Source organism: Massilia luteola, from assembly GCF_034420155.1.
Classification (GTDB): domain Bacteria; phylum Pseudomonadota; class Gammaproteobacteria; order Burkholderiales; family Burkholderiaceae_D; genus Telluria; species Telluria luteola.
This window is the reverse complement of record NZ_JAXOFN010000025.1, coordinates 77,779-101,392: the sequence shown is the minus strand read 5'-3', so window position 1 is coordinate 101,392 and position 23,614 is coordinate 77,779. Positions and strand designations below refer to the sequence as shown.

General features: G+C 65.1%; 16 protein-coding genes. 11 read left to right on the top strand and 5 right to left on the bottom strand.

All coding sequences use genetic code 11. The features are described from left to right. The 5 genes from U9J41_RS22245 to U9J41_RS22225 all read left to right on the top strand — a co-directional run. Window positions 1-536: transposase (locus tag U9J41_RS22245; RefSeq protein ID WP_322404336.1), on the top strand; the 536-nt coding region annotated here is incomplete at its 5' end. A 348-nt stretch (window positions 537-884) separates the two neighbouring features. Beyond that, window positions 885-2,726 carry a S8 family peptidase gene (locus tag U9J41_RS22240; RefSeq protein WP_322404335.1) on the top strand — a complete coding sequence of 614 codons (1,842 nt, stop codon included), beginning with the start codon at window positions 885-887 and terminating at the stop codon, window positions 2,724-2,726. Between the two features lie 152 nt (window positions 2,727-2,878). Further along, on the top strand, window positions 2,879-4,522 hold the full coding sequence (locus U9J41_RS22235) for a S8 family peptidase (RefSeq protein WP_322404334.1): 1,644 nt from the start codon (window positions 2,879-2,881) through the stop codon (window positions 4,520-4,522). Window positions 4,523-4,636: 114 nt separating this feature from the next. Continuing rightward, complete coding sequence (gene dinB / locus U9J41_RS22230; RefSeq protein ID WP_322404333.1) at window positions 4,637-5,713, top strand: DNA polymerase IV; 1,077 nt, start codon at window positions 4,637-4,639, stop codon at window positions 5,711-5,713. Window positions 5,714-5,802: 89 nt separating this feature from the next. Beyond that, on the top strand, window positions 5,803-6,699 hold the full coding sequence (locus U9J41_RS22225) for a recombination-associated protein RdgC (protein WP_322404332.1): 897 nt from the start codon (window positions 5,803-5,805) through the stop codon (window positions 6,697-6,699). A gap of 89 nt (window positions 6,700-6,788) precedes the next feature. Here the strand turns inward: U9J41_RS22225 and U9J41_RS22220 are convergent, their stop codons facing one another. Both U9J41_RS22220 and U9J41_RS22215 read right to left on the bottom strand, forming a co-directional pair. Beyond that, complete coding sequence (locus tag U9J41_RS22220; RefSeq protein WP_322404331.1) at window positions 6,789-8,411, bottom strand: catalase; 1,623 nt, start codon at window positions 8,409-8,411, stop codon at window positions 6,789-6,791. Window positions 8,412-8,542: 131 nt separating this feature from the next. Next, the gene (locus tag U9J41_RS22215; protein WP_322404330.1) at window positions 8,543-9,028 is read right to left on the bottom strand and encodes an asparaginase domain-containing protein; all 486 of its coding nucleotides are present in this window, start codon (window positions 9,026-9,028) and stop codon (window positions 8,543-8,545) included. 135 nt (window positions 9,029-9,163) lie between these two features. Here U9J41_RS22215 and U9J41_RS22210 point away from each other — a divergent pair, with 135 nt between their 5' ends. Further along, window positions 9,164-9,928, top strand: coding sequence for an L-asparaginase (locus U9J41_RS22210; protein ID WP_322404329.1), 765 nt, complete (start codon window positions 9,164-9,166; stop codon window positions 9,926-9,928). 100 nt (window positions 9,929-10,028) lie between these two features. On the opposite strand, the gene U9J41_RS22205 is transcribed toward U9J41_RS22210, so the two are convergent. Beyond that, a complete protein-coding gene (locus U9J41_RS22205; RefSeq protein WP_322404328.1) occupies window positions 10,029-11,015 on the bottom strand; it encodes a D-2-hydroxyacid dehydrogenase family protein in 987 nt (328 codons plus the stop codon). 443 nt (window positions 11,016-11,458) lie between these two features. On the opposite strand from U9J41_RS22205, the gene U9J41_RS22200 reads away from it, so the two are divergent. The 3 genes from U9J41_RS22200 (at window position 11,459) to U9J41_RS22190 (ending at window position 17,177) form a co-directional block, all read left to right on the top strand. Beyond that, window positions 11,459-13,324 carry a phosphoenolpyruvate carboxykinase (GTP) gene (locus U9J41_RS22200; protein ID WP_322404327.1) on the top strand — a complete coding sequence of 622 codons (1,866 nt, stop codon included), beginning with the start codon at window positions 11,459-11,461 and terminating at the stop codon, window positions 13,322-13,324. Window positions 13,325-13,561: 237 nt separating this feature from the next. After that, entirely contained in the window at window positions 13,562-15,445 is a 1,884-nt protein-coding gene (locus U9J41_RS22195) for an acid phosphatase (RefSeq protein WP_322404326.1), read from the top strand. 157 nt (window positions 15,446-15,602) lie between these two features. Beyond that, window positions 15,603-17,177 carry a GH39 family glycosyl hydrolase gene (locus tag U9J41_RS22190; RefSeq protein WP_322404325.1) on the top strand — a complete coding sequence of 525 codons (1,575 nt, stop codon included), beginning with the start codon at window positions 15,603-15,605 and terminating at the stop codon, window positions 17,175-17,177. Between the two features lie 15 nt (window positions 17,178-17,192). On the opposite strand, the gene U9J41_RS22185 is transcribed toward U9J41_RS22190, so the two are convergent. Both U9J41_RS22185 and U9J41_RS22180 read right to left on the bottom strand, forming a co-directional pair. Then, entirely contained in the window at window positions 17,193-18,575 is a 1,383-nt protein-coding gene (locus U9J41_RS22185) for a YfcC family protein (protein ID WP_322404324.1), read from the bottom strand. A 23-nt stretch (window positions 18,576-18,598) separates the two neighbouring features. Beyond that, window positions 18,599-19,717, bottom strand: coding sequence for a succinylglutamate desuccinylase/aspartoacylase family protein (locus U9J41_RS22180; RefSeq protein WP_322404323.1), 1,119 nt, complete (start codon window positions 19,715-19,717; stop codon window positions 18,599-18,601). 153 nt (window positions 19,718-19,870) lie between these two features. Between U9J41_RS22180 and U9J41_RS22175 the strand changes: the two genes are divergently transcribed. Beyond that, window positions 19,871-20,839, top strand: a complete 969-nt coding sequence (locus U9J41_RS22175) for a MurR/RpiR family transcriptional regulator (protein ID WP_322404322.1) — start codon at window positions 19,871-19,873, stop codon at window positions 20,837-20,839. A 35-nt stretch (window positions 20,840-20,874) separates the two neighbouring features. Continuing rightward, entirely contained in the window at window positions 20,875-23,613 is a 2,739-nt protein-coding gene (locus U9J41_RS22170) for a TonB-dependent receptor (RefSeq protein ID WP_322404321.1), read from the top strand. The last annotated feature ends 1 nt before the right edge of the window (window position 23,614 follow it).

Here is a 23,614-nt window from a genome sequence, read left to right as displayed (position 1 = left end):
ATCCGGACCTGCCCGCACACTGGCGCGCACGGGCCGTTCTGACGCCTACGCCGCAGGGGCGGCTCGTTTATCTTTTGACTTCGCTGCTGGACCGTCGACGCTTTCCTGCCGATCAATTGCGCCAATGCTACGGCCGGCGCTGGCAAATCGAGACGAGCTACCGCGAGATCAAGCAATCCATGATGGGCATGGCGCTGAGCCTGCGCAGCCTGAGTGTGGAATCGACCCGACAAGAGATCTGGGGCACGCTTCTCGCGTATAACCTGGTACGCCTGGAAATGGCGCGCACCGCTGAACAAGCCAAGTGCGCCCCTAGTGATATCAGCTTTGTGTTCGCCTTGTCAGCATTTCAATTCGAGATGCAGCATGTCGCGGCCTTGCAGGCCCAAGGAAACATACCTGGCGTCTTGAAACGTATGCGTGAAAGGATGCTACTCGAACTGAATGTCTACCGACCCGGCCGAAAGTTCGACCGGGTCACTAAAGCCAAGCCCCAGCGTTATCCCGAGCGCCGCCTTCGAAGAACCTTAACTTAACGGCATTAGGCTCTGACCCCGAATTGACGCGCATGAATTGGATGTGTGTGCAACGCTTAATGGTAACGAAACATTGTTAATTCGTTGGCGATTTATAAGCGATATGTTCTTTTGTTGAGTTCACATTTTTCCGAAGAATCTAGGTTTTAGCGCTATCAGATTTCGAATGTGTTGTATATGCATCGAATTCAATTGTGAAATTTCTACACGTTCATTTCTTTCGCGCTAATCTGCCATGTCCGCTTTTCAGATGGACAATTGGTGTCCAAAAAGACACTGATACAACGAGATCTCAGGCAATCACGCCTGCGGAAAATCAACTTTTGTGTTTTTCTAAAAGGAATAAACATGAAGTCTCAGCAATCGAAGTATCCGGCAATGTTGAAATTGTGCGCCGTGGCCGTCCTCGGTCTCGGCGCCGGCGTCGCGGGCGCGGGGACGCCTACGAACGTGCAGGCCGCACCCGCCGGAAAGCAGATGGTCGTCGCGGACCTGACCGACCGGATCATCGTCAAGTACAAGGACGAGAGCGCACCAGTCGCCGTCAAGAGCGCGAAAGGCATGGCCACCATCAGCCGCAGCGCCGCGCCGCTGACGGCGTCGCGCAAGGCCCTGGTCGACCGCGCCGGCCAGCAGTTCGGCATGCTGGTGAAGGAATCGCATGCGATCGCCACCGGCGCCCGCGTGTTCAAGCTGGACCGCAAGGTGTCGCTGGCCGACGCCGCGAAGCTGGCGGCCGACCTGAAGTCGCGCGATGCGTCCGTCGAGTACGCCGAGCCGGACCGCATGATGCACCCGCTGTTCACGCCGAACGACTCGATGTACAGCCAGCAGTGGGATTACTTCGAAGCGACCGGCGGCATGAACCTGCCCGCCGCCTGGGACAAGTCGACCGGTACCGGCGTCCGCGTGGCCGTGATCGACACGGGCTACCGTCCGCACGCCGACCTGTCGGGCCAGATCCTGGCCGGCTATGACTTCATTTCCGATACCGCCGTGTCGAACGACGGCAACGGCCGCGACAGCGACGCCAGCGACCCGGGCGACTGGGTCACGGCAGGCGAGTGCGGCAGCGGCCAGCCGGCCGAGAACTCGAGCTGGCACGGCACCCACGTGGCCGGCACCATCGCCGCGCTGACGAACAACGGCACCGGCGTCGCCGGCATCGCGTACGGCGCCAAGGTCGTGCCGGTGCGCGTGCTCGGCAAGTGCGGCGGCTACACGTCGGACATCGCCGACGGCATCATCTGGGCCTCGGGCGGCACCGTGTCCGGCGTGCCGAACATCGCGGCGCGCGCCCAGGTGATCAATATGTCGCTGGGCGGCGGCGGCGCCTGCGACACGACGACGCAGAACGCGATCAACAGCGCCCGTTCGCGCGGCACCGTCGTCGTGGTCGCCGCCGGCAACGAGTCCCAGAACGCCAGCAACAGCAACCCGGCCAACTGCGCCGGCGTGATCGCGGTGGCGGCGACGAACCGCTCCGGCGGCCGCGCTTCGTACTCGAACTACGGCACCATCGTCGACGTCGCGGCACCGGGCGGCGATACCGGCGCCGGCATCCTCTCGACGCTGAACGCCGGCACCACCTCGCCGGGCGCCGACAGCTACGCTTCGTACATGGGGACGTCGATGGCGACGCCGCACGTGGCGGCCGTCGCCGCGCTGATGTTGTCCAAGAACCCGGCCCTGACGCCGGACGACGTCGAATCCCGCCTGAAGTCGAGCGCACGGCCGTTCCCGGCCAGCTGCTCGGGTTGCGGCGCCGGCATCGTCGATGCCTCGGCCGCGATCGATGCGGCTGCCGGCACCGGCGGCGGCGGCACGACGATCTCGGAATCGGAGTCGAACAACACGGTCAGCACCGCCGACAGCGTGACCACGTCCGGCACGACGGTCAACGGCACGATGGGCAGCTCGACCGACTCGGACTATTTCGTCGTCCAGCTGCCGGCCGGTAAAACGCTGACCGCGACGATGACGCCGAACGCGAGCGCGGACTACGACCTGTACATCTACAACAGCGCGGGTACCTTGCTGTCGTACAGCGAGAACGGCACGGGCTCGGTGGACAGCGCGACGTCAACGAATACGGGCTCGAGCACGTTGGCCCGTTACGTGCGCGTCGTGTACTACGCCGGCGGCACCGGGTCGACCAGCGGCAAGTACACGCTCAAGCTGGTCTGGTAAGCCGTATGTTGTAGCCAGAGTAATTACCGTTAAAATTCAATTACTTAACTAAAATTTTCCTGTTGTAAAAAAACCGAAAACGGCCCCTCGCGGGCCGTTTTTCGTTACGCTGCCCAGTTCGCTTAGTTCGGGTTTCCCGGAAAGGATGCAGCATGACGCAGCGCCACACGATGTCCCCGATGTTGAAGCTTTGTGCAGCGGCTCTGATCGCCGCCGCCCCGCTGGTTGCCGGCGCCGCCGGTCAGGACGCGGCCCAGGCCACCCATTACGTGGTCCAGACGGATCGCCTGATCGTCAAGTACAAGGATGACAGCGACACGTCGAAGACGGGCGTGGCGGCACGCGGCATCGACCGCGCGCGCCAGGCGCTGCTCGACCGCGCCGGCCAGACCTACGGCGCCACCCTGCGCGCGCTGCGCGCGACGGCGAACGGCGCGAACGTGCTGCAACTCAACCGCACGATGTCGCTCGACGAGGCGCGCGAGCTGGCCGCCGAGCTCAAGTCGCGCGACGCCAGCGTCGAGTACGCCGAGCCGGACCGCATCATGGTCCCGCTGGCCACCCCGACCGACCCCAGCTACACCCAGCAGTGGGACCTGTACGAGGCCACCGGCGGCATCAACGCGCCGGCCGCCTGGGACAAGTCGACCGGCGCCGGCATCAACGTCGCCGTGATCGACACGGGCTACCGTCCGCATGCCGACCTGTCCGGCCAGATCCTGCAGGGCTATGACTTCATCTCCACGAGCACCGTCGCCAACGACGGCGGCGGCCGCGACACGGACGCCAGCGATCCGGGCGACTGGGCGCCGGCCGGCAGCTGCGGCACGGGCGTCCCGGCCGCGGACCAGAATTCGAGCTGGCACGGCACCCACGTGTCCGGCACGATCGCCGCGAAGACGAATAATGGCCTCGGCGTCGCCGGCATCGCCTACAACGCCAAGGTCGTGCCGGCGCGCGCGCTGGGCCGTTGCGGCGGCTACACGTCGGACATCGCCGACGCCATCGTCTGGGCGTCGGGCGGCACCGTCACCGGCGTGCCGGCCAATGCCAACAAGGCGCGCGTGCTGAACCTGTCGCTGGGCGGCACCGGCGCGTGCGATACGACGACGCAGAGCGCGATCAACAGCGCCCGTTCGCGCGGCGCCGTGGTGGTCGTCGCGGCCGGCAATGCGAACACCAACGCGTCGAACACCAACCCGGCCAACTGTGCCGGCGTGATCACCGTCGCCGCGACCAACCGCTCGGGCGGCAAGGCGTCGTATTCGAACTACGGCACCAACGTGACGATCGCGGCACCGGGCGGCGACAACGGCGCCGGCATCCTGTCCACGCTGAACTCGGGCACGACGACGCCGGCCTCGGACAGCTACGCGGCGTACATGGGGACGTCGATGGCGACCCCGCACGTGGCCGGCGTCGTTGCGCTGATGCTGTCGGCGAATCCGAACCTGACGCCGGACGACGTGGCCGCCAAGCTGAAGTCGACGGCGCGCGCATTCCCGGCCCCGTGCTCGGGCTGCGGCGCCGGCATCGTCAACGCGGCGGCTGCCGTGAACGCGGCGCTGGCGGCCGTCACCACGACGCCTCCGGCGACGACGGCCGTGACCTGGACCACGTGCGCCACCGAAGGCGGCACGTGCTCGTTCAGCGGTACGCGCGACGTGCGCTACGGCACCGCCACGAGCTTCGTGACGAAGACTTTTACCGGTTCCGTCAAGTGCTCGAACACCGTGTTCGGTGATCCGGCGCACGGCATCGTCAAGTCGTGCAGCTACTCCAGCGCGGCGAAGTAATACCTGCCGCATCCGCCGCCGCGTCCCGCGGCGGCATTCCTACTTGCATTAAACCCACAATCCGACGATACTGTATGCAATTACAGTAGTCGCTCGGCGCGGGCGACCGTCACCGTGAACGCCCACGTCCGCAAGATCATCCACTGCGATTGTGATTGTTTCTACGCATCCGTCGAGATGCGCGACGATCCGTCCCTGCGCGGCCGGCCGCTGGCCGTGGGCGGGCGGGCCGAGCAGCGCGGCGTGGTCGCCACCTGCAACTACGAGGCGCGCCGCTACGGCATCCATTCGGCGATGGCGACGGCACAAGCCGTCAAGCTGTGCCCGGACCTGATCCTCATCCCACCGAACATGGAAAAGTACCGGGTCGCGTCGCGCCAGATCATGGACATCTACCGCGACTACACGGACCTCGTGGAACCGCTGTCGCTGGACGAAGCCTACCTCGACGTGACGAACTCGCCGCACTGCAAGGGCAGCGCCACGTTGATCGCCCAGGAGATCCGCCGGCGCATTGCCGAGACGGTCGGCATCACGGCGTCCGCCGGCGTGGCGCCAAACAAGTTCGTGGCCAAGATCGCCAGCGACTGGAACAAGCCGGACGGGCTGTTTCTCGTGAAGCCCGGCGAAGTCGACGCCTTCGTTGCCGCGCTGCCCGTGAAAAAATTGTTCGGCGTGGGCAAGGTGACGGCTGCCAAGCTGCACAGCCTCGGCGCGCAAACCTGCGGCGACCTGCGCGACTGGAGCATGGACAAGTTGCAGCAGCATTTCGGTTCGTTCGGCGCTCGTCTGTACGACCTGTGCCGCGGCATCGACTACCGCGACGTGAATCCCGTGCGCGAGCGCAAATCGATCAGCACGGAGGAGACGTACACGCCGGACGTGCCGGATCTGGCCGCCTGTCTTGCGCTGCTGCCCGACCTGTACGAACACTTGCTGGGCCGGATCAAGAGAAATAATGCTGAAAAATTCATCAACAAGTTGTTTGTAAAAATTAAGTTTGCCGATTTCCAGCGCACGACGGTCGAGTGCGTCGGTTACGCGCCGAACCTGGAGACTTACCGCCACCTGATGGAAGCGGGCTGGCTGCGCGCGAGCCGTCCCGTGCGGCTGCTGGGCGTCGGCGTGCGGCTCAGCGATACGGAGACGGTGGAGCAGCTGAGCTTGTTTGACGAACGTGCAACACATTAAAAAACCATCGCCAACGACGTGAATTTTGCCGCCAGTCAGCGTGTAGAATGTCGTTCCTTTGAAATATCGAGATAACTGGAAGCAACGTTATGTGGTTCAAGAATCTTCAGATCTACCGCCTGCCCGCACCGTGGAATTTTTCCCCTGAACAGATGGAAGAGGCGCTGCAGTCGCAGGCGTTCACGCCCGCCACCAGCAATGAATTGTTGCGCCAGGGTTGGGATTCGCCACGCGGCAACGGCAAGCTCGTCCACGTCGTCAACAAGCAGATGCTCATGATGCTGGGCACGGAAAAGAAATTGCTGCCGAGCTCGGTCATCAACCAGGTCGCCAAGGCCAAGGCCGCCGAGCTGGAAGAGCAGCAGGGCTTCCCGCCGGGCAAGAAGGCGATGAAGGAACTCAAGGAACGCGTGGCCGACGAGCTGCTGCCGCGCGCCTTCTCGATCCGCGGCAACGTGTGGACGTGGATCGACCCGGTCAACGGCTGGCTCATCGTCGACGCGGCCAGCCCGAGCAAGGCCGACGACGTCATCAAGCTGCTGCTGAAGGCCGTCGACAAGATGCCGCTGGAATCGCTGCGCGTGCAGCGCTCGCCGGTCGCCGTGATGACGGGCTGGCTGGAATCGGACGAGGCGCCGTACAACTTCACGATCGACCAGGACACGGAACTGCGCGCCACGGGCGAGAGCAAGGCCGCCGTGCGCTACGTGAAACACTCGCTGGACCCGGAAGACATCCGCCGCCACATCGCCGCCGGCAAGCAGTGCACGCGCCTGGCCATGACGTGGAACAGCCGTATCTCGCTCGTGTTGACCGAGCAGCTGGCCGTCAAGGGCATCAAGCCGTTGGACGTGATCAAGGAAAACGAGACCATCACGTACAGCGATGACGAACGCTTCGACAACGACGTCATGCTGATGACCGGCGAGCTGGCCAAGATGCTGGCGGATCTGGTCGAGGCGCTGGGCGGCGAAGCCAAGTCGTAATGTCGCGGTGTGCATGGTGGGCACCCCGTGCCCACCGATCGTGCCGCGCCAACAAAACGGCCTGGATGCATGTCCGGGCCGTTTTGCTTTTATTTCGCCGCCGCCACTTCCTCCGTGGTCGCCGGCTCCTTCTTGCCGCCGCCGGTTTCGGGCTGGCCGCCCGTGTACGTCGGCGTCTCGCGGCGCTGTCCCGGCGCCGGCTTGCCCGGCAGCGGCTGCAGGGCCCTGGCCTGTTCCAGATCGATGCCAGCGACCTCGGCCACGCGGCGGCCGTAATCCTCGTCGCAATGCCACAGATGCCACACCATGCGCAGCTGGATCACTTCGGGACATTTCTTGAGGTCGCCGCCGACGTTGTTGACGAGTTCGTCGCGCTCCCAATCCGCGAACGTGCGGTAGCGCTCGCCGGCTTGCAGGTAGTCGTCGGCCGTGCGGCTCGTCTGGTAGCGCCCCAGGTGGCCCTCGACGTGCTGGTGATAATCCTTGTCCGGCTGCGGCGCTTCACCCAGGCCGCCCAGCAGGCTCGGTTCGTAATTGATGTGTTTTTCTTCGCCGCCGTCGTCGACATAAAACGTCATCTGGCCGTCGCGCTGGTTCGTGCGCGCCACGGCCTTGTCTTGCGGGGCATTGATCGGTAATTGCAGGTAGTTCGGGCCGACGCGGTAGCGCTGGGTGTCCGAGTACGACAGCGTCCGGCCCTGCAGCATCTTGTCGTCCGAAAAATCGATGCCGTCGACGAGGACGCCCGTGCCGAAGGCCGATTGTTCCGTTTCGGCAAACACATTATCCGGGTTCTTGTTCAGCACCATGCGGCCCACGGGCAGCAGCGGGAACTGGTCTTCCGGCCAGCGCTTGGTGTCGTCGAGCGGGTCGAAGTCGAGTTGGGGATGTTCGCCGTCGCTCATGACCTGCACGCAGAATTCCCATTCCGGAAACTCGCCGCGCTCGATCGCATCGTACAGGTCGCGCGTGGCGTGGCCGGTGTCGTGCGCCTGGATCTCGGCGGCTTGCCGGCTCGTCAGGTTGCGCACGCCCTGTTTCGGTTGCCAGTGGAATTTGACGAGGTGGGCGATGCCCTGGTCGTTCACGAGTTTATACGTATTGACGCCCGAGCCTTCCATCTCGCGGTAATTGGCCGGGATGCCCCACGGGCTCTTGACCCAGGTAACCATGTGCAGCGCTTCCGGATGGCTGCAGATGAAGTCGTAGAAGCGCCAGGGCTCTTGCTGGTTCGTGACGGGGTCCGGTTTGAAGGCGTGGATCATGTCCGGGAACTTGATCGCGTCGCGGATGAAGAAGACCTTCAGGTTATTGCCCACGAGGTCCCAGTTGCCGTCGACCGTCTTGAGCTTGACCGCGAAGCCGCGCGGATCGCGTGCCGTCTCCGGCGATTCCTTGCCGCCGATCACGGTCGAGAAGCGCACGAACACGGGCGTCTGCACGCCGGTCTCGTTGAGCACGCGGGCGCGCGTGTACTTGCTGGCCGGTTCGTCGCCGATCTTGCCGTAGGCTTCGAAATAGCCATGCGCGCCCGTGCCGCGCGCATGCACCACGCGTTCGGGGATGCGTTCGCGGTCGAAGTGGGTGATCTTTTCGATGAACTGGTAGTTCTCGAGGGTGGCCGGGCCGCGTTCGCCGACGGAGCGCATGGACTGGTTGTCGCGGACGGGATGGCCCTGGCGCGTGGTCAGGGTAGGGCGCTGCTCGCTCATCGCAATGGCTCCTCAGGTTCGTGGGAAAAACCATTATAGGAACTGGCGACCGCGTGCAGCGCCCGGCACACCGGGGTCAGAGCCCGATTTTGGGAAATTTCCAAAATCGGGGCTCTGACCCCGGTGGTGGGTTACAGCGCCTGGAACACGCCCGCCGCGCGGTTCTTCGTGACGTTATCCCAGGTGAACACGGTGCCGTTCATCGCCACGTAGACGCCCGGCGGCAGGGTCTGCGCGGCGGCGCAGGCGAAGCCCAGGTTGAACAGGGCGTCCGAGTTGGCGATCTCGTAGGGGATCATGGCGCCCGTGAAGACGATGGTCTTGTCTGAAACGGCCGCGCCCAGCACCTCGGCCGTTTCGCGCATCGTATCCGTGCCATGCACGATCACGATCTGCTTTTCGCTGGCGCCCTGGCAGGCGGCCAGCACGTTCCGGCGGTCGCTGTCCTGCATGTCCAGCGAATCGAGCAGGGAGACGACCTGCAGCTCGACGGGAATGGTCATGCGGGAACGCGCGATGACCTCCGGCAGGTGGCTTTCGGCAAAGCCCAGAACGCCGTTGAGTTCGTTGTAGTGTTTGTCGAAAGTGCCGCCGGTGGCGATGATCCGCAAAGTCATGATGATTTGAAAACTCGGTAAAAAAAGGTGGGTAATGATAGCCGCAAACCGTAGTGTATCCGTATGTGTCTGCGCTAGAATCGTTCGGATCGGATGAGTATCCTTTCTCCTTTTTGGGCCGAGCCCGCCTTCCCAATGAAACCCGTCGCACCCGGAACCGTCATCTTCCACCGCCATCGCGGTTATGGCGTCATCACCCACGTCAACCTGCTGACAGGCTGGATTTCCGCACGCTTCGGCAACGAAACGCGTACGCTCGACCTGAACCTGTCGACCGACGAAGTGCAGCACGCCGACGGCGAAGCGATCCTGTTCCGCCGCTCGCCGCCGGACCGCATGCCGCATGCGCGCCTGATGGCGATGGTGCGCGAGCTGCACAAGGCCGGCTACGAAAAATTGTATTTGTATTCCTGGCCGAAACCGTCCGGGCTGCACTGGCGCTGGCATCTGTTCACGGGCCAGCGCGACTGGATGCAGCGACCCTGGCGCGAAGGCTGGTACGGCTCCGGTGCCGACTACAACAACAATCCCGTGATGGGCTGGGGCGACGCGCCCGGCGCCAGCACGGACGAGCTCATTCACGCGCTGGCGATGTTCGACCCCGAAGGCCTCGCGCGCGCGCTCGGGCGCGACGACGACCACACGGCCTGGTTCGCGAATGTGTGCGACGCGCTGCTGCCGAGCTACATGTATTCCTTCGACATGGCGCCGATGCAAAAGAACGCGGACGGCGGGTTGATCGAGATGCCGCCGGTGCCCGTCGTGGCCGTGCGCGGCGGGTTGCCGGCGTATGCCGGGCCCGTGATCGAATGGCCGCCCGGCTGGGCCGGGTTGTGGACGCGGCGGCACGAGATGCCGATGCAGAAACCGAATTTCACCGGAGAGCCCGAGCTACGTTGATTCGTAGCGTGGGTGATTGATGCCGGGGACATCAATCACGTGCCCACGCGTGACGTGTGCGGTTTGTTGGCGTAACGCGTGGTCGGAGGGCCTCCCACCCCTACGAAAGCACCTCGGCATTCAGGATATTGGTCGGGTTTCCGTTCGCAAACTGCACGACATTTTCGAGCGCCGCCCGGAAATACAGTTCATAACTGTCCCGCTCGACATAGCCCAGGTGCGGCGTCGCCAGCACGGTCGGAATCTTCAGCAGCGGCGCATCCGCCGCCAGCGGCTCGCTCGTGAACACGTCCAGCGCCGCCTGGCCCGGCCGGCCCTTGCGCAGCGCCTCCTCCAGCGCGCCTTCCTCGACCAGTTCCGCCCGGCTCGTGTTCACGAACAAGGCGTCGCGCTTCATGCGCGCCAGATCGGTGGCCGTGACGATGCCCCGCGTCGCATCGTTCAGCCGCAGGTGCAGCGTCACCACGTCGGCCTGCTCGAAGAACGCGGCGCGCGTCGGCGCGGCCGATAAACCGTCCGCGGCCGCGGCGGCACGACTTTTTTCGCTGCCCCACACCATCACCTGCATGCCGAACGCCTTCGCATAGCCCGCGATCAGGTGTCCGATCTTGCCGTAGCCCCAGATACCCAGCGTGCGTCCTTTCAGCACGCGGCCCAGGCCGTTGAGCTCGGGGTTGATCGACGCCGTCTGCCACAGCCCGTCCTTGAGGTTATTGGCATAGGGCACGATCTTGCGGCTGGCCGCCATGATCAGTGCCCACGTCAGTTCGGCGGGCGCGACGGGCGAGCCGACGCCCTCCGCGATGGCGACGCCGTGCTCGGTAGCGGCCGCCACGTCGATGTGGCCGGCGACCTTGCCCGTCTGCGACAGCAGCTTGAGGTTCGGCAGCTTCGCCAGCAGCGCGCGCGGGAACGGGGTGCGCTCGCGGATCAGCACGAGGGCGTCGAACGGCGCCAGGCGGATCGCGAGCTGGCCCAGTCCGCGCGTCGAACTGTTGAACACTTTGACGTCGTGGCCGTCCAACAAACGGAAGCATTCGAGGCCGCGTACGGCGTCTTGGTAATCGTCAAGGATCGCAATTTTCATGGGTGTTGGCAGATGTTATCGGCAAGAAAGTAATGAAATGACAGAATTTGAACGACAGGAAATAGCCTACTACATTACTCAACCAAAATTCCTACATTTTTGTTATTGAAGCATTTGAAACGGGTTTATGCAGGTGTAGAATCGACCAGACATAAGAGCCAGTGATGTCAGATTGATATTACTTGAGGCCAGCAGCACACGTTCCAACCAGTCCGGCGGCACCGCGCACACGCGTCCCCGGGCTGGCGACATGACCGCCGTAGCGCCGAGCCGTGAACCGCACGGATTCCCTGGTGCGGGCCCACGAGGCCATCCGTGACGACGATCCTGCCGGGACAAGATTAACGGGATTTCGATGACCGCGCGCATTGCAGGCCGCCGCCTCTGCCGCATGAAAAGGCATCGGAATCGCCAGGAATTCTTAATTGGCATTGGAGGTATGTATGAACCAGCCCGTGATGGGCGGCGTCGCCGCACTGAACGTCCCAGCTTACATCAAGCACAACAAACTCATCAATTGGGTGGCCGACATCGCGGCCCTCACGAAGCCGGACGCCATCTACTGGTGCGACGGCTCGGAAGAAGAGTATGACCGCCTGTGTGCACAGATGGTCGAGGCCGGGACGATGAAGCGCCTGAACCCGGCGAAGCGTCCGAATTCCTACCTGGCCTGCTCCGACCCGAGCGACGTGGCGCGCGTGGAAGACCGCACCTTCATCTGCGCGGCGACGAAGGAGCAGGCGGGCCCGACCAACAACTGGGTCGACCCGAACGAGATGCGCCAGACCCTGAACGGCCTGTTCGACGGCTGCATGGCCGGCCGCACGATGTATGTCGTGCCGTTCTCGATGGGCCCGCTGGGCTCGCCGATCGCGCATATCGGCGTGGAACTGTCGGATTCGCCGTATGTCGCAGTCAATATGCGGATCATGACCCGCATGGGCAAGGCCGTGTACGACGTGCTGGGCAGCGACGGCGACTTCGTGCCGTGCGTGCACACCGTCGGCATGCCGCTGCAGGCGGGCCAGCAGGACGTGCGCTGGCCGTGCAACTCGACCAAGTACATCGTGCATTACCCGCAAACGCGCGAGATCTGGTCGTTCGGCTCGGGCTACGGCGGCAATGCGTTGCTCGGTAAAAAGTGCTTCGCGCTGCGCATCGCCTCGAACATGGGTTACCAGGACGCCCAGCAGGGCGGTCCCGGCTGGTTGGCCGAACACATGCTGATCCTGGGCGTGGAATCGCCGCAGGGCGACAAGAAATACATCGCGGCCGCATTCCCTTCGGCTTGCGGCAAGACGAACTTCGCGATGCTGATCCCGCCCGCCGGCTTCGAAGGCTGGAAGGTCACGACCATCGGCGACGACATCGCCTGGATCAAGCCGGGCGCGGACGGCAGGCTGTACGCCATCAACCCGGAAGCGGGTTACTTCGGCGTCGCCCCGGGCACGAACGAAAAGACCAATCCGAACTGCATGGCGTCGCTGCGCGAAAACGTCATCTTCACCAACGTGGCGCTGACCGACGACGGCGACGTGTGGTGGGAAGGCATGACGAAGGAGCCGCCGGCGCACCTGATCGACTGGCAGGGCAACGACTGGACGCCGGCGTCCGGCACGAAGGCCGCGCACCCGAACGCGCGCTTCACCGTGGCCGCCACGCGCAACCCCGTGATCGACCCGGCCTGGGACGATCCGGCCGGCGTGCCGATCTCGGCCTTCATCTTCGGCGGCCGCCGTTCGACGACGGTGCCGCTCGTGACGGAAGCCCGCAACTGGACGGAAGGCGTGTACATGGCCGCCACGATGGGCTCGGAAACGACGGCCGCCGCCGCCGGCCAGATGGGCATCGTGCGCCGCGACCCGTACGCCATGCTGCCGTTCATCGGCTACAACATGAGCGACTACTTCCAGCACTGGCTCGATCTCGGCAAGAAAGTGGCCGACAAGAACCCGCAAGCGCTGCCGAAGATCTTCTGCGTCAACTGGTTCCGCACCGACGAGCAGGGCAAGTTCGTGTGGCCGGGCTATGGCGACAATATGCGCGTGCTGAAGTGGATCCTGGACCGCAGCCAGGGCCAGGCCGGCGGCGTCGAGCACATGTTCGGCACCACGCCGACGTATGGCGACCTGAACTGGACCGGCATCAACTTCACGGCCGAGCAGTTCACCATGATCACGTCGATCGACAAGGACGCGTGGCGCGAAGAACTCAAGCTGCACAGCGAGCTGTTCGACAAGCTGGCCCACCGCCTGCCGCAGGAACTGGTGGCCACCAAGCAGCAGCTGGAGAAGCGCCTGGCCGAGTAATACCGGCCGGGGAAAGATCAGTGGGGAGACGACGGCGGCCCAATGAGGCTGCCGCAAAAACGGAAGAAGGGACAGGCATGCGCCTGTCCCTTTTTTTCATGGAAGTTTCAGTACGCACACCTCACGTCGATCGACGTTTCATGCCCAGTTTCATGACACCGGCGCACGCATGCGAACTTCACGTTCTCGTCATATTGCAAAGGAATAATGCGCGGCTCCACTGTCTCCGGAGCAACCATGCCTCGTTCCCACGCCGTTCTGTCCCGCCACGCGATCGCCATCGCCGTCCTCGTGCTGTTGTCCGCTTGCGGCAGCAGCGACTACATCGATGTCGCACCGGTCTCGACCACACCCGTCGCGCCGGCCGATCCGGGCTTCGTCGAGAATGTGCCGGCGCCATCCGTCGCCGCCTTCGTCGACAATGCCGCAACTAACCAACAGAGCCAGCAGACGATCGACGTCAACGCGGGCGTGCGCGCGCTGGCGCCGTTCCTGGAACTGTGGCAGCCCGCCGCCCAGACGGTCGACGTCAGCACGTGGAACGGCTTGCCGGGCCAGGGTGCCGTGCTGAACCAGGCCGTGCACGACAAGAACATCCAGTACGTCGTCGACGCGACCGCGCAGCGCACGGCCGCGCAGTCGACGAACGCCTACCTGGACGACCGCCAGAACCAGGCCTACAGCATCGTCGACGGCATGGGCCCGCTGACGGCCGCCTGGCGTACCGGGTCCCGGGCGACGACAACGATCACGGCCGTCGCGGCCGACGCCACGACGGTCAAATATGACGACGGCGGCAACGGCGCCGGCGATGCGACCACGGCCGAATTCGGCGCTGTCGTGTCGTTCATCAATGCGATGCGCGGTAACGGTTCGACCGAACCGTCCAAGCGTTTCTACAAATACCCGCGGCCGTGGCGCTGGAGCAGCGCGGTCAAGGTCGTGCCGGCGCTGGAACCGGCGAAGAGCCCGACGCCGGCGACGGACGGCGGCTTCCCCAGCGGCCATACGAATGCCGCGATGCTGAACTCGCTGGCGATGGCGTACGCGCTGCCTGAGCGCTTCCAGGAAATGATCTCGCGCGGCATGGAACTGGGCGAGAACCGCATCCTGGCCGGCATGCATTCGCCGCTGGACGTGATGGGCGGCCGCATGCTGGCGCATGCCATCTTCGCGGGCAACATCAACGCCGCCGCCAACGCGACACTGAAGCAGAAGGCCTATGCCGACGCCCACGCCTGGCTGCAGGCGCAGACGGGCACGAATGCCGACACCTTGTATGCCTACGCACACGGCGGCACGGCGGCGACGGACCGCTTCGCCGACCACGACACGAACAAGGCGAATTATCTGCGCCGCCTGACGTTCGGCTTCACGCCCATCAAGGCGACGAATGTGCCGGCCGTCGTGCCCAAGGGCGCCGAAGCCATCCTCGAGACGCGCCTGCCCTATCTCGATGCGATGCAGCGCCGGGCCGTCCTGCGCAGCACGGCGCTGCCGTCGGGCTATCCGTTGCTGGACGACGCCGAAGGCTGGGGCCGCCTGAATCTGTTCGCCGCGGCGGACGGCTATGGCGTGTTCACTGGCAGCGTCGTCGTGACGATGGATGCGTCGCGCGGCGGCTTCTGGGCGATGGACGCCTGGCGCAACGACATCGCAGGCAGCGGCAAGCTGACCCTCAAGGGCACGGGCCGGCTGGCGCTGTATGGCAAGAACAGCTGGACGGGCGGCACGGAGATCGCCGGCGGTACGCTGGAAGCGGATGCTAACGGCGCGCTCGGCATGGGCGACGTGTATGTCGGCGGCGCGGGCACGCTCGCGAGCGCGGCGCCGGGCCAGCTCGCCATCGGCGGTAACTATGCGCAGCTGGACAAGGGCACGCTCGACATTTCCCTCGGCGCCAATCAGGCGGGCACGGTGGCGGTGCAAGGCACGGCGACGATCGTCGGCGGCACCCTGCACGTGACATTCGCCGGCGGCTTCAGGCCGTCCGTCGGCACGACGTATCCGGTGCTGTCGGCCGCCAGCCGCAAGGGCGTGTTCACGAACGTCGTCGCGGACGGCTACAAGTCGACCGTCATCTATAGCAACACGGGCGTGTCCGTGCGGATCGACGGCTGAGAACGCGGGACCACGGCTTCCCGCATCGTGCTGCGGGAAGTCATTTGGTTTTTTGATTTTACTAAACGGCGGTAATCTACTATCCTGTCCTCAACTCGCACTGTTAGCGCAAACATTTCCTCTAAAAGCGAGCTCCGACGTTATAAGGACAATAAGCATGAGACACCGCCGCACCGTGCTGCGCGCCGCTCTGGCGCTGGCTTTTACCACTCCATTCGCACTGCCCGCGACCGCCCTGGCGGCGGACGCCGGGCGCCAGATCGTCATCGACGCCAGGGCGCCGACCGTCGCCCGCGATCACTTCGCCGACCTGTCGGTGGGCTCCGACTATCCGGGCACGCTGATCCGCGACGACAGCCTGGCCCAGCTCAAGATTGCGAAGGATGAACTGGGCTTCCGCTACATCCGCTTCCACGCCATCTTCCACGACGTGCTGGGCACTTATAAAGTTGTCGACGGCAAGCCGGTGTACGACTGGACCAAGCTCGACTACCTGTACGACAAGCTGCTGGGCATGGGCATCAAGCCGTTCGTCGAGCTGGGCTTCACGCCGGACGCGATGAAGACGTCGGACCAGACGATCTTCTACTGGAAGGGCAACACGTCGCATCCGAAACCGGACCAGTGGGCGGGCCTCGTCGACGCCTTCGTGCGCCACGTGCAGCAGCGCTACGGCAAGGACGAAGTGCGCACCTGGTTCTTCGAAGTGTGGAATGAGCCGAACCTGGACGGCTTCTGGGAAAAGGCCGACCAGAAGGCCTATTTCGACCTGTTCGACCTGACGTCGAAGACGCTCAAGGCGATCGACCCGGCGTTGCGCGTGGGCGGTCCGTCGACGGCGGGCGCGGCCTGGGTGCCGGAATTCCTCGCGCACACGAAGCAGAGCGGCGCGGCCGTCGACTTCATCACGACGCACACGTATGGTGTGAACGGCGGCTTCCTGGACGAAGAGGGCAAGGGCGACAACAAGCTGTCCCCATCGCCGGACGGCATCGTCGGCGACGTGCGCAAGGTGAGGAAGGAAATCGAAGCGTCCTACCTGCCCAAGCTGCCCCTGTACTTCACGGAATGGAGCACCAGCTACTCGCCGCGCGACCTCGTGCACGATTCGTACATGAGCGCCGCCTACATCCTCAGCAAGCTGAAGGCGACCGAGGGCATCGCGCAGGGCATGAGCTACTGGACCTACACGGACCTGTTCGAGGAACCGGGCCCGCCGACCGCGCCGTTCGAAGGCGGTTTCGGCCTGATGAACCCGCAGGGCATCCGCAAGCCGGCCTGGTTCGCGTACAAGTACATGCATGAACTGGGCGACCAGCAGGTGCGGACCACCGACAAGCAAAGCTGGGTGACGAAGGACGCGAACGGCGTGCAGGTGCTCGCGTGGGACTTCCAGACGCCGGACATGGGCAACAAGAGCAACCGTCCGTTCTTCGGCGTGGTCCAGCCGACGAAGACCGGCACGCCTTTGAAACTCGCGCTGAAGGGCATGAAGCCGGGCACGTACACGATGCAGGTTTATCGGACGGGCTTCAAGGCCAACGATGCGCACACGGCCTACATCGAGATGGGCAAGCCGAAGACGCTGACGGGCGAGCAGGTCGCGCAGCTGCAGGCGCAGACGCAGGACAAGCCTGAGACGCGCAAGGTAACAATCGCGGCGAACGGCACGGCCAGCGTGCAGGTGCCGATGCGCGTCAACGACGTGGTGCTCGTCAAGATCGCGAAGTGATGTGAAGCGGTGGGGTCAGCCCCACTGCATCAGGCACGGCGGTACCAGCAGGGCGAGGGCCAGCACGAGGTAGATCAGCTGCAGCGGGATCATCCACCTGGCCCACGTCAGCCACGGCACGCGCGCGAGCGCGAGCACGCCGACGGTGATGCCGGACGTCGGGATCATCGGCGTCGACAGCTCGCCCAGTTGAAACGCGAGGATCGCGGTCTGGCGCGTGACGCCCACCAGGTCCGCGAGCGGCGCCATGATCGGCATCGTCAGCGCGGCCTGGCCCGTGCCCGAGTGGATGAAGAAGTTGATCACCGACTGGATCAGGTACATCTTCTGTGCCGCGAACACGGGGTGGCTCGACTGCACGAGCGGCATCAGGCCGTGCAGCATCGTGTCGATGATGTGGGCGTCGCGTGCGAGGATCATCGTGCCGCGCGCGACCGCGATCACGAGCGCCGTCGGCGCCAGGTCTTTTGCCCCCTGCATGAATGCCGCCACCCAGTTGTCGGGCCCCAGGCGGCCGACGATGCCCACGACGATCGCCATGGATAAGAACAGCGCCGCGATCTCGTCGATGTACCAGCCGAATTTCACGACCCCGATCACCATCGAACCCAGCGCCAGCGCGAAGATCGCCAGCACCGCCTTGTGCCGTCCCATCATGCGGTCGCCCGGTTGTCCGGACGGCGCGGCCGCCGGATGTTCCTGGCGCCGCGACTGGTCCAGTACATAGGTCGGGCTGAGCATGGGGTTCTGCTTGACGCGGGCCGCGTACCACATCAGGAAGACGATCGTGACGAACGTCGCCGCCACCCACACGATCAAACGATACCCGATCCCCGAAAACACGGGCACGCCCGCGATGCCTTGCGCGATGCCGACGTTGAACGGATTGAGGAAGGCGGCGCCGAAACCGGCCTGCGAACCGAGGAAGGGAATCGACACGCCGACGATGGTGTCGTAGCCGAGCGCCAGCGCCAGCGGCACGAAGATCAGGACGAACGGAATCGCCTCCTCGTTCATGCCGAACGTGGCGCCGCCGAGCGAGAACAGGGTGACGAAGACCGGAATCAGCGCGGCGCGCACGAGCGCCGAGTGCTCGTGCATGCGGGCGATCGAGCGGATGCCGGTGTCGATCGCGTCGGTCCGCTGCACGACGGCGAACGCGCCGCCGACGACCAGCACGAAGCCGATGATCTGCGCCGCCTCGACAAACCCCTTGATGGGCGCCTTCATCAGCGCCACGAGGCCCTGCGGCGCGTTGGCGACGTAGTGGAACGAGGCAGGGTCGACGAGCTGTTTGCCGTTCACGAGGTGGGTCTCGTACTTCCCGCCGGGGACGAGCCACGTCGCCAGCGCGATCAGGGACAGGATCGCGAACAGCAGCACGAAGGTATTGGGCATTCGCAGGCGCATACGCATTGGCCTCATTGACTCAGCAGGGAACCGGAACGGAAGGGCGTCGTGCCCGCGATCTTACAGACGTGCATGCCGCGCAGCAGGTGGCGATGCGCGGTGCTGGCGAACAGCAGCCCGTCGCGGCTGGCGCGCACGGTAGCCGTCGCGCCGGTGACGGGATTGACGATGTCGGCGACGGCGTCCCCGGCCTCGACCTCGTCGCCCAGCGCTTTCACGAAGACGAGCACGCCCGACTGCGGCGCGTGCAGCGGCTCGACGGCTTCGAGCGGAGACGGTTCGCACAGCGGCGCGGGCAGTGCGCCCGGCGCGATGTCGACGATGCCCTCGCGTGCCAGCCACTGCAACAGCGCCTGCGCATCCTGTTCGGCGGTGTCGTAGCGCACGTCCATCTCGCCGCGCAGTTCGACCGTGACGGCGGCGCAGGCCGGCGGGATCGGGATCGCCGGTCCGAAGTGCGCGGCGAGCTCCCACCACAACCGGCCGCACGCTTCGTCGAACGGCTCGCCGCCCGAGCCGGCGGACAGCAGGTATGCGCGCGCGCCGAGCAGCGCCGCCAGCGGTTTTACGCGGTCCGCCAGCGCGGGACCGGTGTACACGTGCAGCAGGGCTTCGTTGTCGCAGTGCAGATCGAGCACGATGTCGGCGTCGATCGCCAGCGCCAGCAGCGTTTTCTTCAAGACCTGGGTCGCATCCGGCGGCGCCCAGCGATCGACGGCGGCGCGCGCTTCCGCACGGATAGCCGCGACGTTGGCGGCCGCGTCGGGCCCGAGCCTGCCGGCCAGCGTCGTCTTGAGTTCGTCGGCGACGTGGCGGAAGGCGCGGTTGAAATTCACGCCGGAGGCAAGGTCGAAGCGTCCGAGCGGCGTGCCGTGCACGACCTGCGACAGCCCGATGGGATTCGCGGCCGGCACGAGGATCACTTCGCCGTGGATGCGGGCTTCAAGATCGAGCCGTTCCAGTTCGCGTCGCAGCACGTGCGCCACCAGCATCGCGGGGACTTCGTCCGCATGCAGCGACGCCTGGATGTAGACCTTCTTGCCGCTGCCCGCGCTGCCGTAGTGGCAGGACGCGAGCTGGTAGGCGGCGAGGCCGGGCTCGGCGGCGATCGGGTGTGTCTTCGTATGCATGCGCAAGATCTCCTGGCGGCTGCTGCTGCGGCCGATTATGTATGAATTTTTACACAACGTAAATCGATGAAAGCCGATTTTCAAAATCTTGTTGAACTTTTCGAGGCACCTGTTTTACATTTAAAAACATTAACTCATTGACATCCGGTTACGATGGCTCATCCCGCCCCGCGCAGCGCTTCGCCCGACATCGGTTTCGCCGAGTCTTCGCTCGGCCAGTCGCTGTTGCGCGTGCTGGCCGAGGGATCGGCGTCGAACCGCGCGATCGCGGACTACGTGCTGCGCAACCAGGTGCGCGTGACGGCGCTCGGCATCGAGGAACTGGCCGACGCGTGCGACGTGTCGACGGCGACCATCAGCCGCTTCGCGCGCGATCGCGGTTTTAAAAATTACGCGGCGATGCGCGGCGCGGTGGCGGAGACGTTGCAGTCCGTGCTGCAGCCGGTCGAAAAGCTGCGCAGCACGATCGCGCGCCGCGCCGCGAAGGTGTCGCCCGCGCTGGAAAGCCTGGGCTATGCGGAGGCCGCGCTGACGGCGACCCGGCGCGGCCTGGCCGGCAGCGAGATCGACCGCATCGGCACGGTGCTCACGAAGGCGCGTACCGTGTACGTGCTGGGGTTCGGGCTGTCGTCGTTCCTCGCGGGCGCGCTCGCGATGCACCTGCAGCCGTTCTGCCGTCACGTGGTGGAAGTGGCCGCGAGCGGCGGCACGGAGGTGGCGGCCAGCCACCTCGCCACCGTCACCGGCCGTGACGTGCTGGTCGTGATTTCGCTGCCGCGCTACACGCTGGACGCCGCGTCGCTGACCCGGTTCGCGCGCGCTGCCGGCGCGACCGTCGTCTCCATCACCGACTCGCCCGCGTCGCCGCTCGCCGAGCTGGGACACCACGTGCTGTATGCGCACAGCGCGCATCCGGTTCTGCCCAGCAGTTCCAGCGCCGCGCTGGCCGTCATCGAAGCGCTGGCCGTGGCGCTGATGACCTCCAACAAGGCCAACGTCGCCAAGGCGGCCCGCCACACCGAGGCGATCGCCGCCTACCTCCACGGCGAGCACCAGATCCGTACCGGCGGCACGCAGAAAAAAGAGGGCGTGCGCAAGCGTCCCGCCGTCAAGAAGTCCTGAGTCACCACCCAAGACACCGAGAGAGGATGCACCGCATGACCAAGCACATTACGAGAGCCTTGCAACCGACCGTCCTCGCGGCGGCCATGGGCCTGATGGCGCAACAGGCATACGCGCAGGCGCAGGCGGACGAACCGAAAATGCACCGCGTGGAAATCACCGGCTCGTCGATCAAGCGCATCGACACCGAGACCGCGCTGCCGGTGCAACTGATCTCGCGCGAGGACATCGAGAAGATGGGCGCCACGACCGCGGCGGAACTGGTGAAGAACATCAGTGCGAACACGGCGCCGCTGACGGACGGTCCCAGCATCTCGGACGGCACCTCCGGCCAGCGCGGCATGAATGGCGCCAACCTGCGCGGCCTCGGCGTCTCGTCCACGCTGATCCTGCTGAACGGCCGGCGCCTGGCCAACTTCGCATCCCCGGGCGACAACTCGGGCGTCGACTTGAACAACATCCCGGCCGGCGCGATCCAGCGCGTCGAGGTGCTCAAGGACGGCGCATCGGCGATCTACGGCACGGATGCCATCGGCGGCGTGATCAACTTCATCACCCGCAAGGATTACACGGGCATCGACCTGGCCGCGTCGGCCGCCGGCACCCAGCAGGGCGGCGCCGGCAAGCGCACCTTGAGCCTCAGCGGCGGCACGGGCGATCTGTCCACCGACCGCTTCAACGTGTTCGGTGTGCTCGACGTGCAGCAGCTCGACCGCCTGCGCTCGGGCCAGCGCCGCTTCATCGCGGAGCGCCCGCTCGCGACGACCTTGCCGGCGCAGATGTCGAGCAATACCTTTCCCGCCAACGTCGACATCTCGGGCGCGCAGCGCGCCGCCCTGATCGCGGCGGGCCTGCTGCCGGCCGGCAGCACGTCGAGCCGCGTCAATCCGAGTTCGCCGAACTGCAATGCGCCCGCCACCGTCTACGCCGCAAAGGGACCGGGCGGCGCGGCCGGCTGCAGCTACGACTACATGGAAGACACGGAGATCTATCCGGATTCGCGCAAGATCGGCTTCATCGGCCGCGCGACGTTCCAGCTCGACGCGGACAACCAGCTGTTCGCGGAACTCGTGCAGACGGAGGCGACGTCGAAATACGTGCTGTCGCCGAATCCCGTCCGCATCCGCAATCTGCCGGTGAGCATCCTGCCGGACGCCTATCGGACGGCGTTGTCGGCACCGGGCCTGCCGGACACTTTCAGCGGCATCCGCTACCGCATGGCCGAAGCGGGCAACCGCAGCAACGAAGTGACGAGTACCGGACAGCGCCTGCTGCTGGGCGCCACCGGCACGCTCGCGGGCTGGGACTACGACGTCGCGCTGGGACGCGCCGAGAACAAGGCCGTCGACAAGTACGTGAACGGCTACGTCCTGTACGACAAGTTCGAGGCCGGCGTGCGCGCGGGGACGATCAATCCGTTCGCGCCCTCGTCGCAGGCGGGACTGGACCTGATCAACAGCATCAAGATCAACGACGAGGCGAGAAAGGCGAAGGGCGTGTCCACTTCGCTCGACGGCAAGATGTCGCGCGCGTTGACGGCGCTGGCGGGCGGCGATCTCGCGCTCGCCGTCGGCGGCGAATTGCGGCACGAGCACCAGACGTTCACGCCGTCGGAACTGCTCAAGTCGAACAACATCGCCGGTGACCGCGACAGCACGATCCCGGCCGGCGAACTGGCCGACGTCGAGACGGCGGACAATACGAGAAAGGTGGCCTCCGTGTTCACCGAGGTGGTCGCGCCGTTCACCAAGGAACTCGAAATGCAGTTCGCGCTGCGCTGGGACCACTACAGCGAAGTGGGCAACACGACCAATCCGAAGATCGGCCTGCGCTGGCAGCCGGCGCAATCGCTGCTGCTGCGCGCGTCGGCCGGCACGGGCTTCCGCGCGCCGTCGCTGTCGGACCTGAAGCGCCCGACGATCTTCGGGACGACGGCCGGCATCCTCACCGACCCGCAGTGCGTCAAGCAGGAAGGCAGCATCGATACGTGTACCGACCAGTGGAATGTCGAACGCCGCTCGAACCCGAACCTCAAGCCGGAGAAATCGCGCCAGTTCACGCTCGGCGTCGTGTTCGAGCCGGTCAAGCGCACGAGCCTGTCGATCGATTACTGGAACATCGAGAAGAAGGATGTCATCAGCACGCTGGGCGAGCAGGTCATCATCGAAAACCCGGAAGCCTACAACGGCAAGTACATCCAGCGCGACGAGGACGGCTTCATCTCCAACATCCTCCTGATGAAGGAAAACCAGGGCAAGCTGAAGACGTCGGGTTTCGACATCGGCGGCGATTGGCGCACCGAGCGCGGACCGTGGGGCCGCTTCGGCATCAACCTGTCCGGCACGCTGATCCTGCACTACGACCGCCAGTTCGGCCCGGACGAGCCTTACCGCAGCAACCTGGGCGTGTTCCTGAACGACCAGGTGATCCAGAAGTGGCGCCACCGCGTGAACTTCGAATGGGACAACGGTCCCCTCGCGCTGACCCTGGCGAACCAGTACTCGACCGGCTACACGGACCAGAACACGACCTACGACCCGTACACGGACAAGCTCCTCGCACCCAACCACGTGAAATACTATTCGCTGTGGGACCTGACGGGCAGCTGGACGGTCAACAAGCAGTTGAAGGTGCGCGCCGGTGTGCTGAACCTGTTCAACGCGGACCCGCCGTTCTCGAACCAGGCCTGGTTCTTCCTGGCCGGGTATGACCCGAGCTACACGGACCCGCGCGGCCGCAGCGCGTTCGTGAGCGCGAACTACTCGTTCCGCTGAC

Bases quoted from the DNA above. Each gene is read 5' to 3' on its own strand.
- U9J41_RS22225 (WP_322404332.1), top strand. From the start codon at position 5,803: ATGTGGTTCAAGAATCTTCAGATCTACCGCCTGCCCGCACCGTGGAAT.
- U9J41_RS22215 (WP_322404330.1), bottom strand. From the start codon at position 9,028: ATGACTTTGCGGATCATCGCCACCGGCGGCACTTTCGACAAACACTAC.
- U9J41_RS22185 (WP_322404324.1), bottom strand. From the start codon at position 18,575: ATGCCCAATACCTTCGTGCTGCTGTTCGCGATCCTGTCCCTGATCGCG.
- U9J41_RS22210 (WP_322404329.1), top strand. From the start codon at position 9,164: ATGAAACCCGTCGCACCCGGAACCGTCATCTTCCACCGCCATCGCGGT.
- U9J41_RS22180 (WP_322404323.1), bottom strand. From the start codon at position 19,717: ATGCATACGAAGACACACCCGATCGCCGCCGAGCCCGGCCTCGCCGCC.
- U9J41_RS22240 (WP_322404335.1), top strand. From the start codon at position 885: ATGAAGTCTCAGCAATCGAAGTATCCGGCAATGTTGAAATTGTGCGCC.
- U9J41_RS22220 (WP_322404331.1), bottom strand. From the start codon at position 8,411: ATGAGCGAGCAGCGCCCTACCCTGACCACGCGCCAGGGCCATCCCGTC.
- U9J41_RS22175 (WP_322404322.1), top strand. From the start codon at position 19,871: ATGGCTCATCCCGCCCCGCGCAGCGCTTCGCCCGACATCGGTTTCGCC.
- U9J41_RS22205 (WP_322404328.1), bottom strand. From the start codon at position 11,015: ATGAAAATTGCGATCCTTGACGATTACCAAGACGCCGTACGCGGCCTC.
- U9J41_RS22195 (WP_322404326.1), top strand. From the start codon at position 13,562: ATGCCTCGTTCCCACGCCGTTCTGTCCCGCCACGCGATCGCCATCGCC.
- U9J41_RS22190 (WP_322404325.1), top strand. From the start codon at position 15,603: ATGAGACACCGCCGCACCGTGCTGCGCGCCGCTCTGGCGCTGGCTTTT.
- U9J41_RS22235 (WP_322404334.1), top strand. From the start codon at position 2,879: ATGACGCAGCGCCACACGATGTCCCCGATGTTGAAGCTTTGTGCAGCG.
- U9J41_RS22200 (WP_322404327.1), top strand. From the start codon at position 11,459: ATGAACCAGCCCGTGATGGGCGGCGTCGCCGCACTGAACGTCCCAGCT.
- U9J41_RS22170 (WP_322404321.1), top strand. From the start codon at position 20,875: ATGACCAAGCACATTACGAGAGCCTTGCAACCGACCGTCCTCGCGGCG.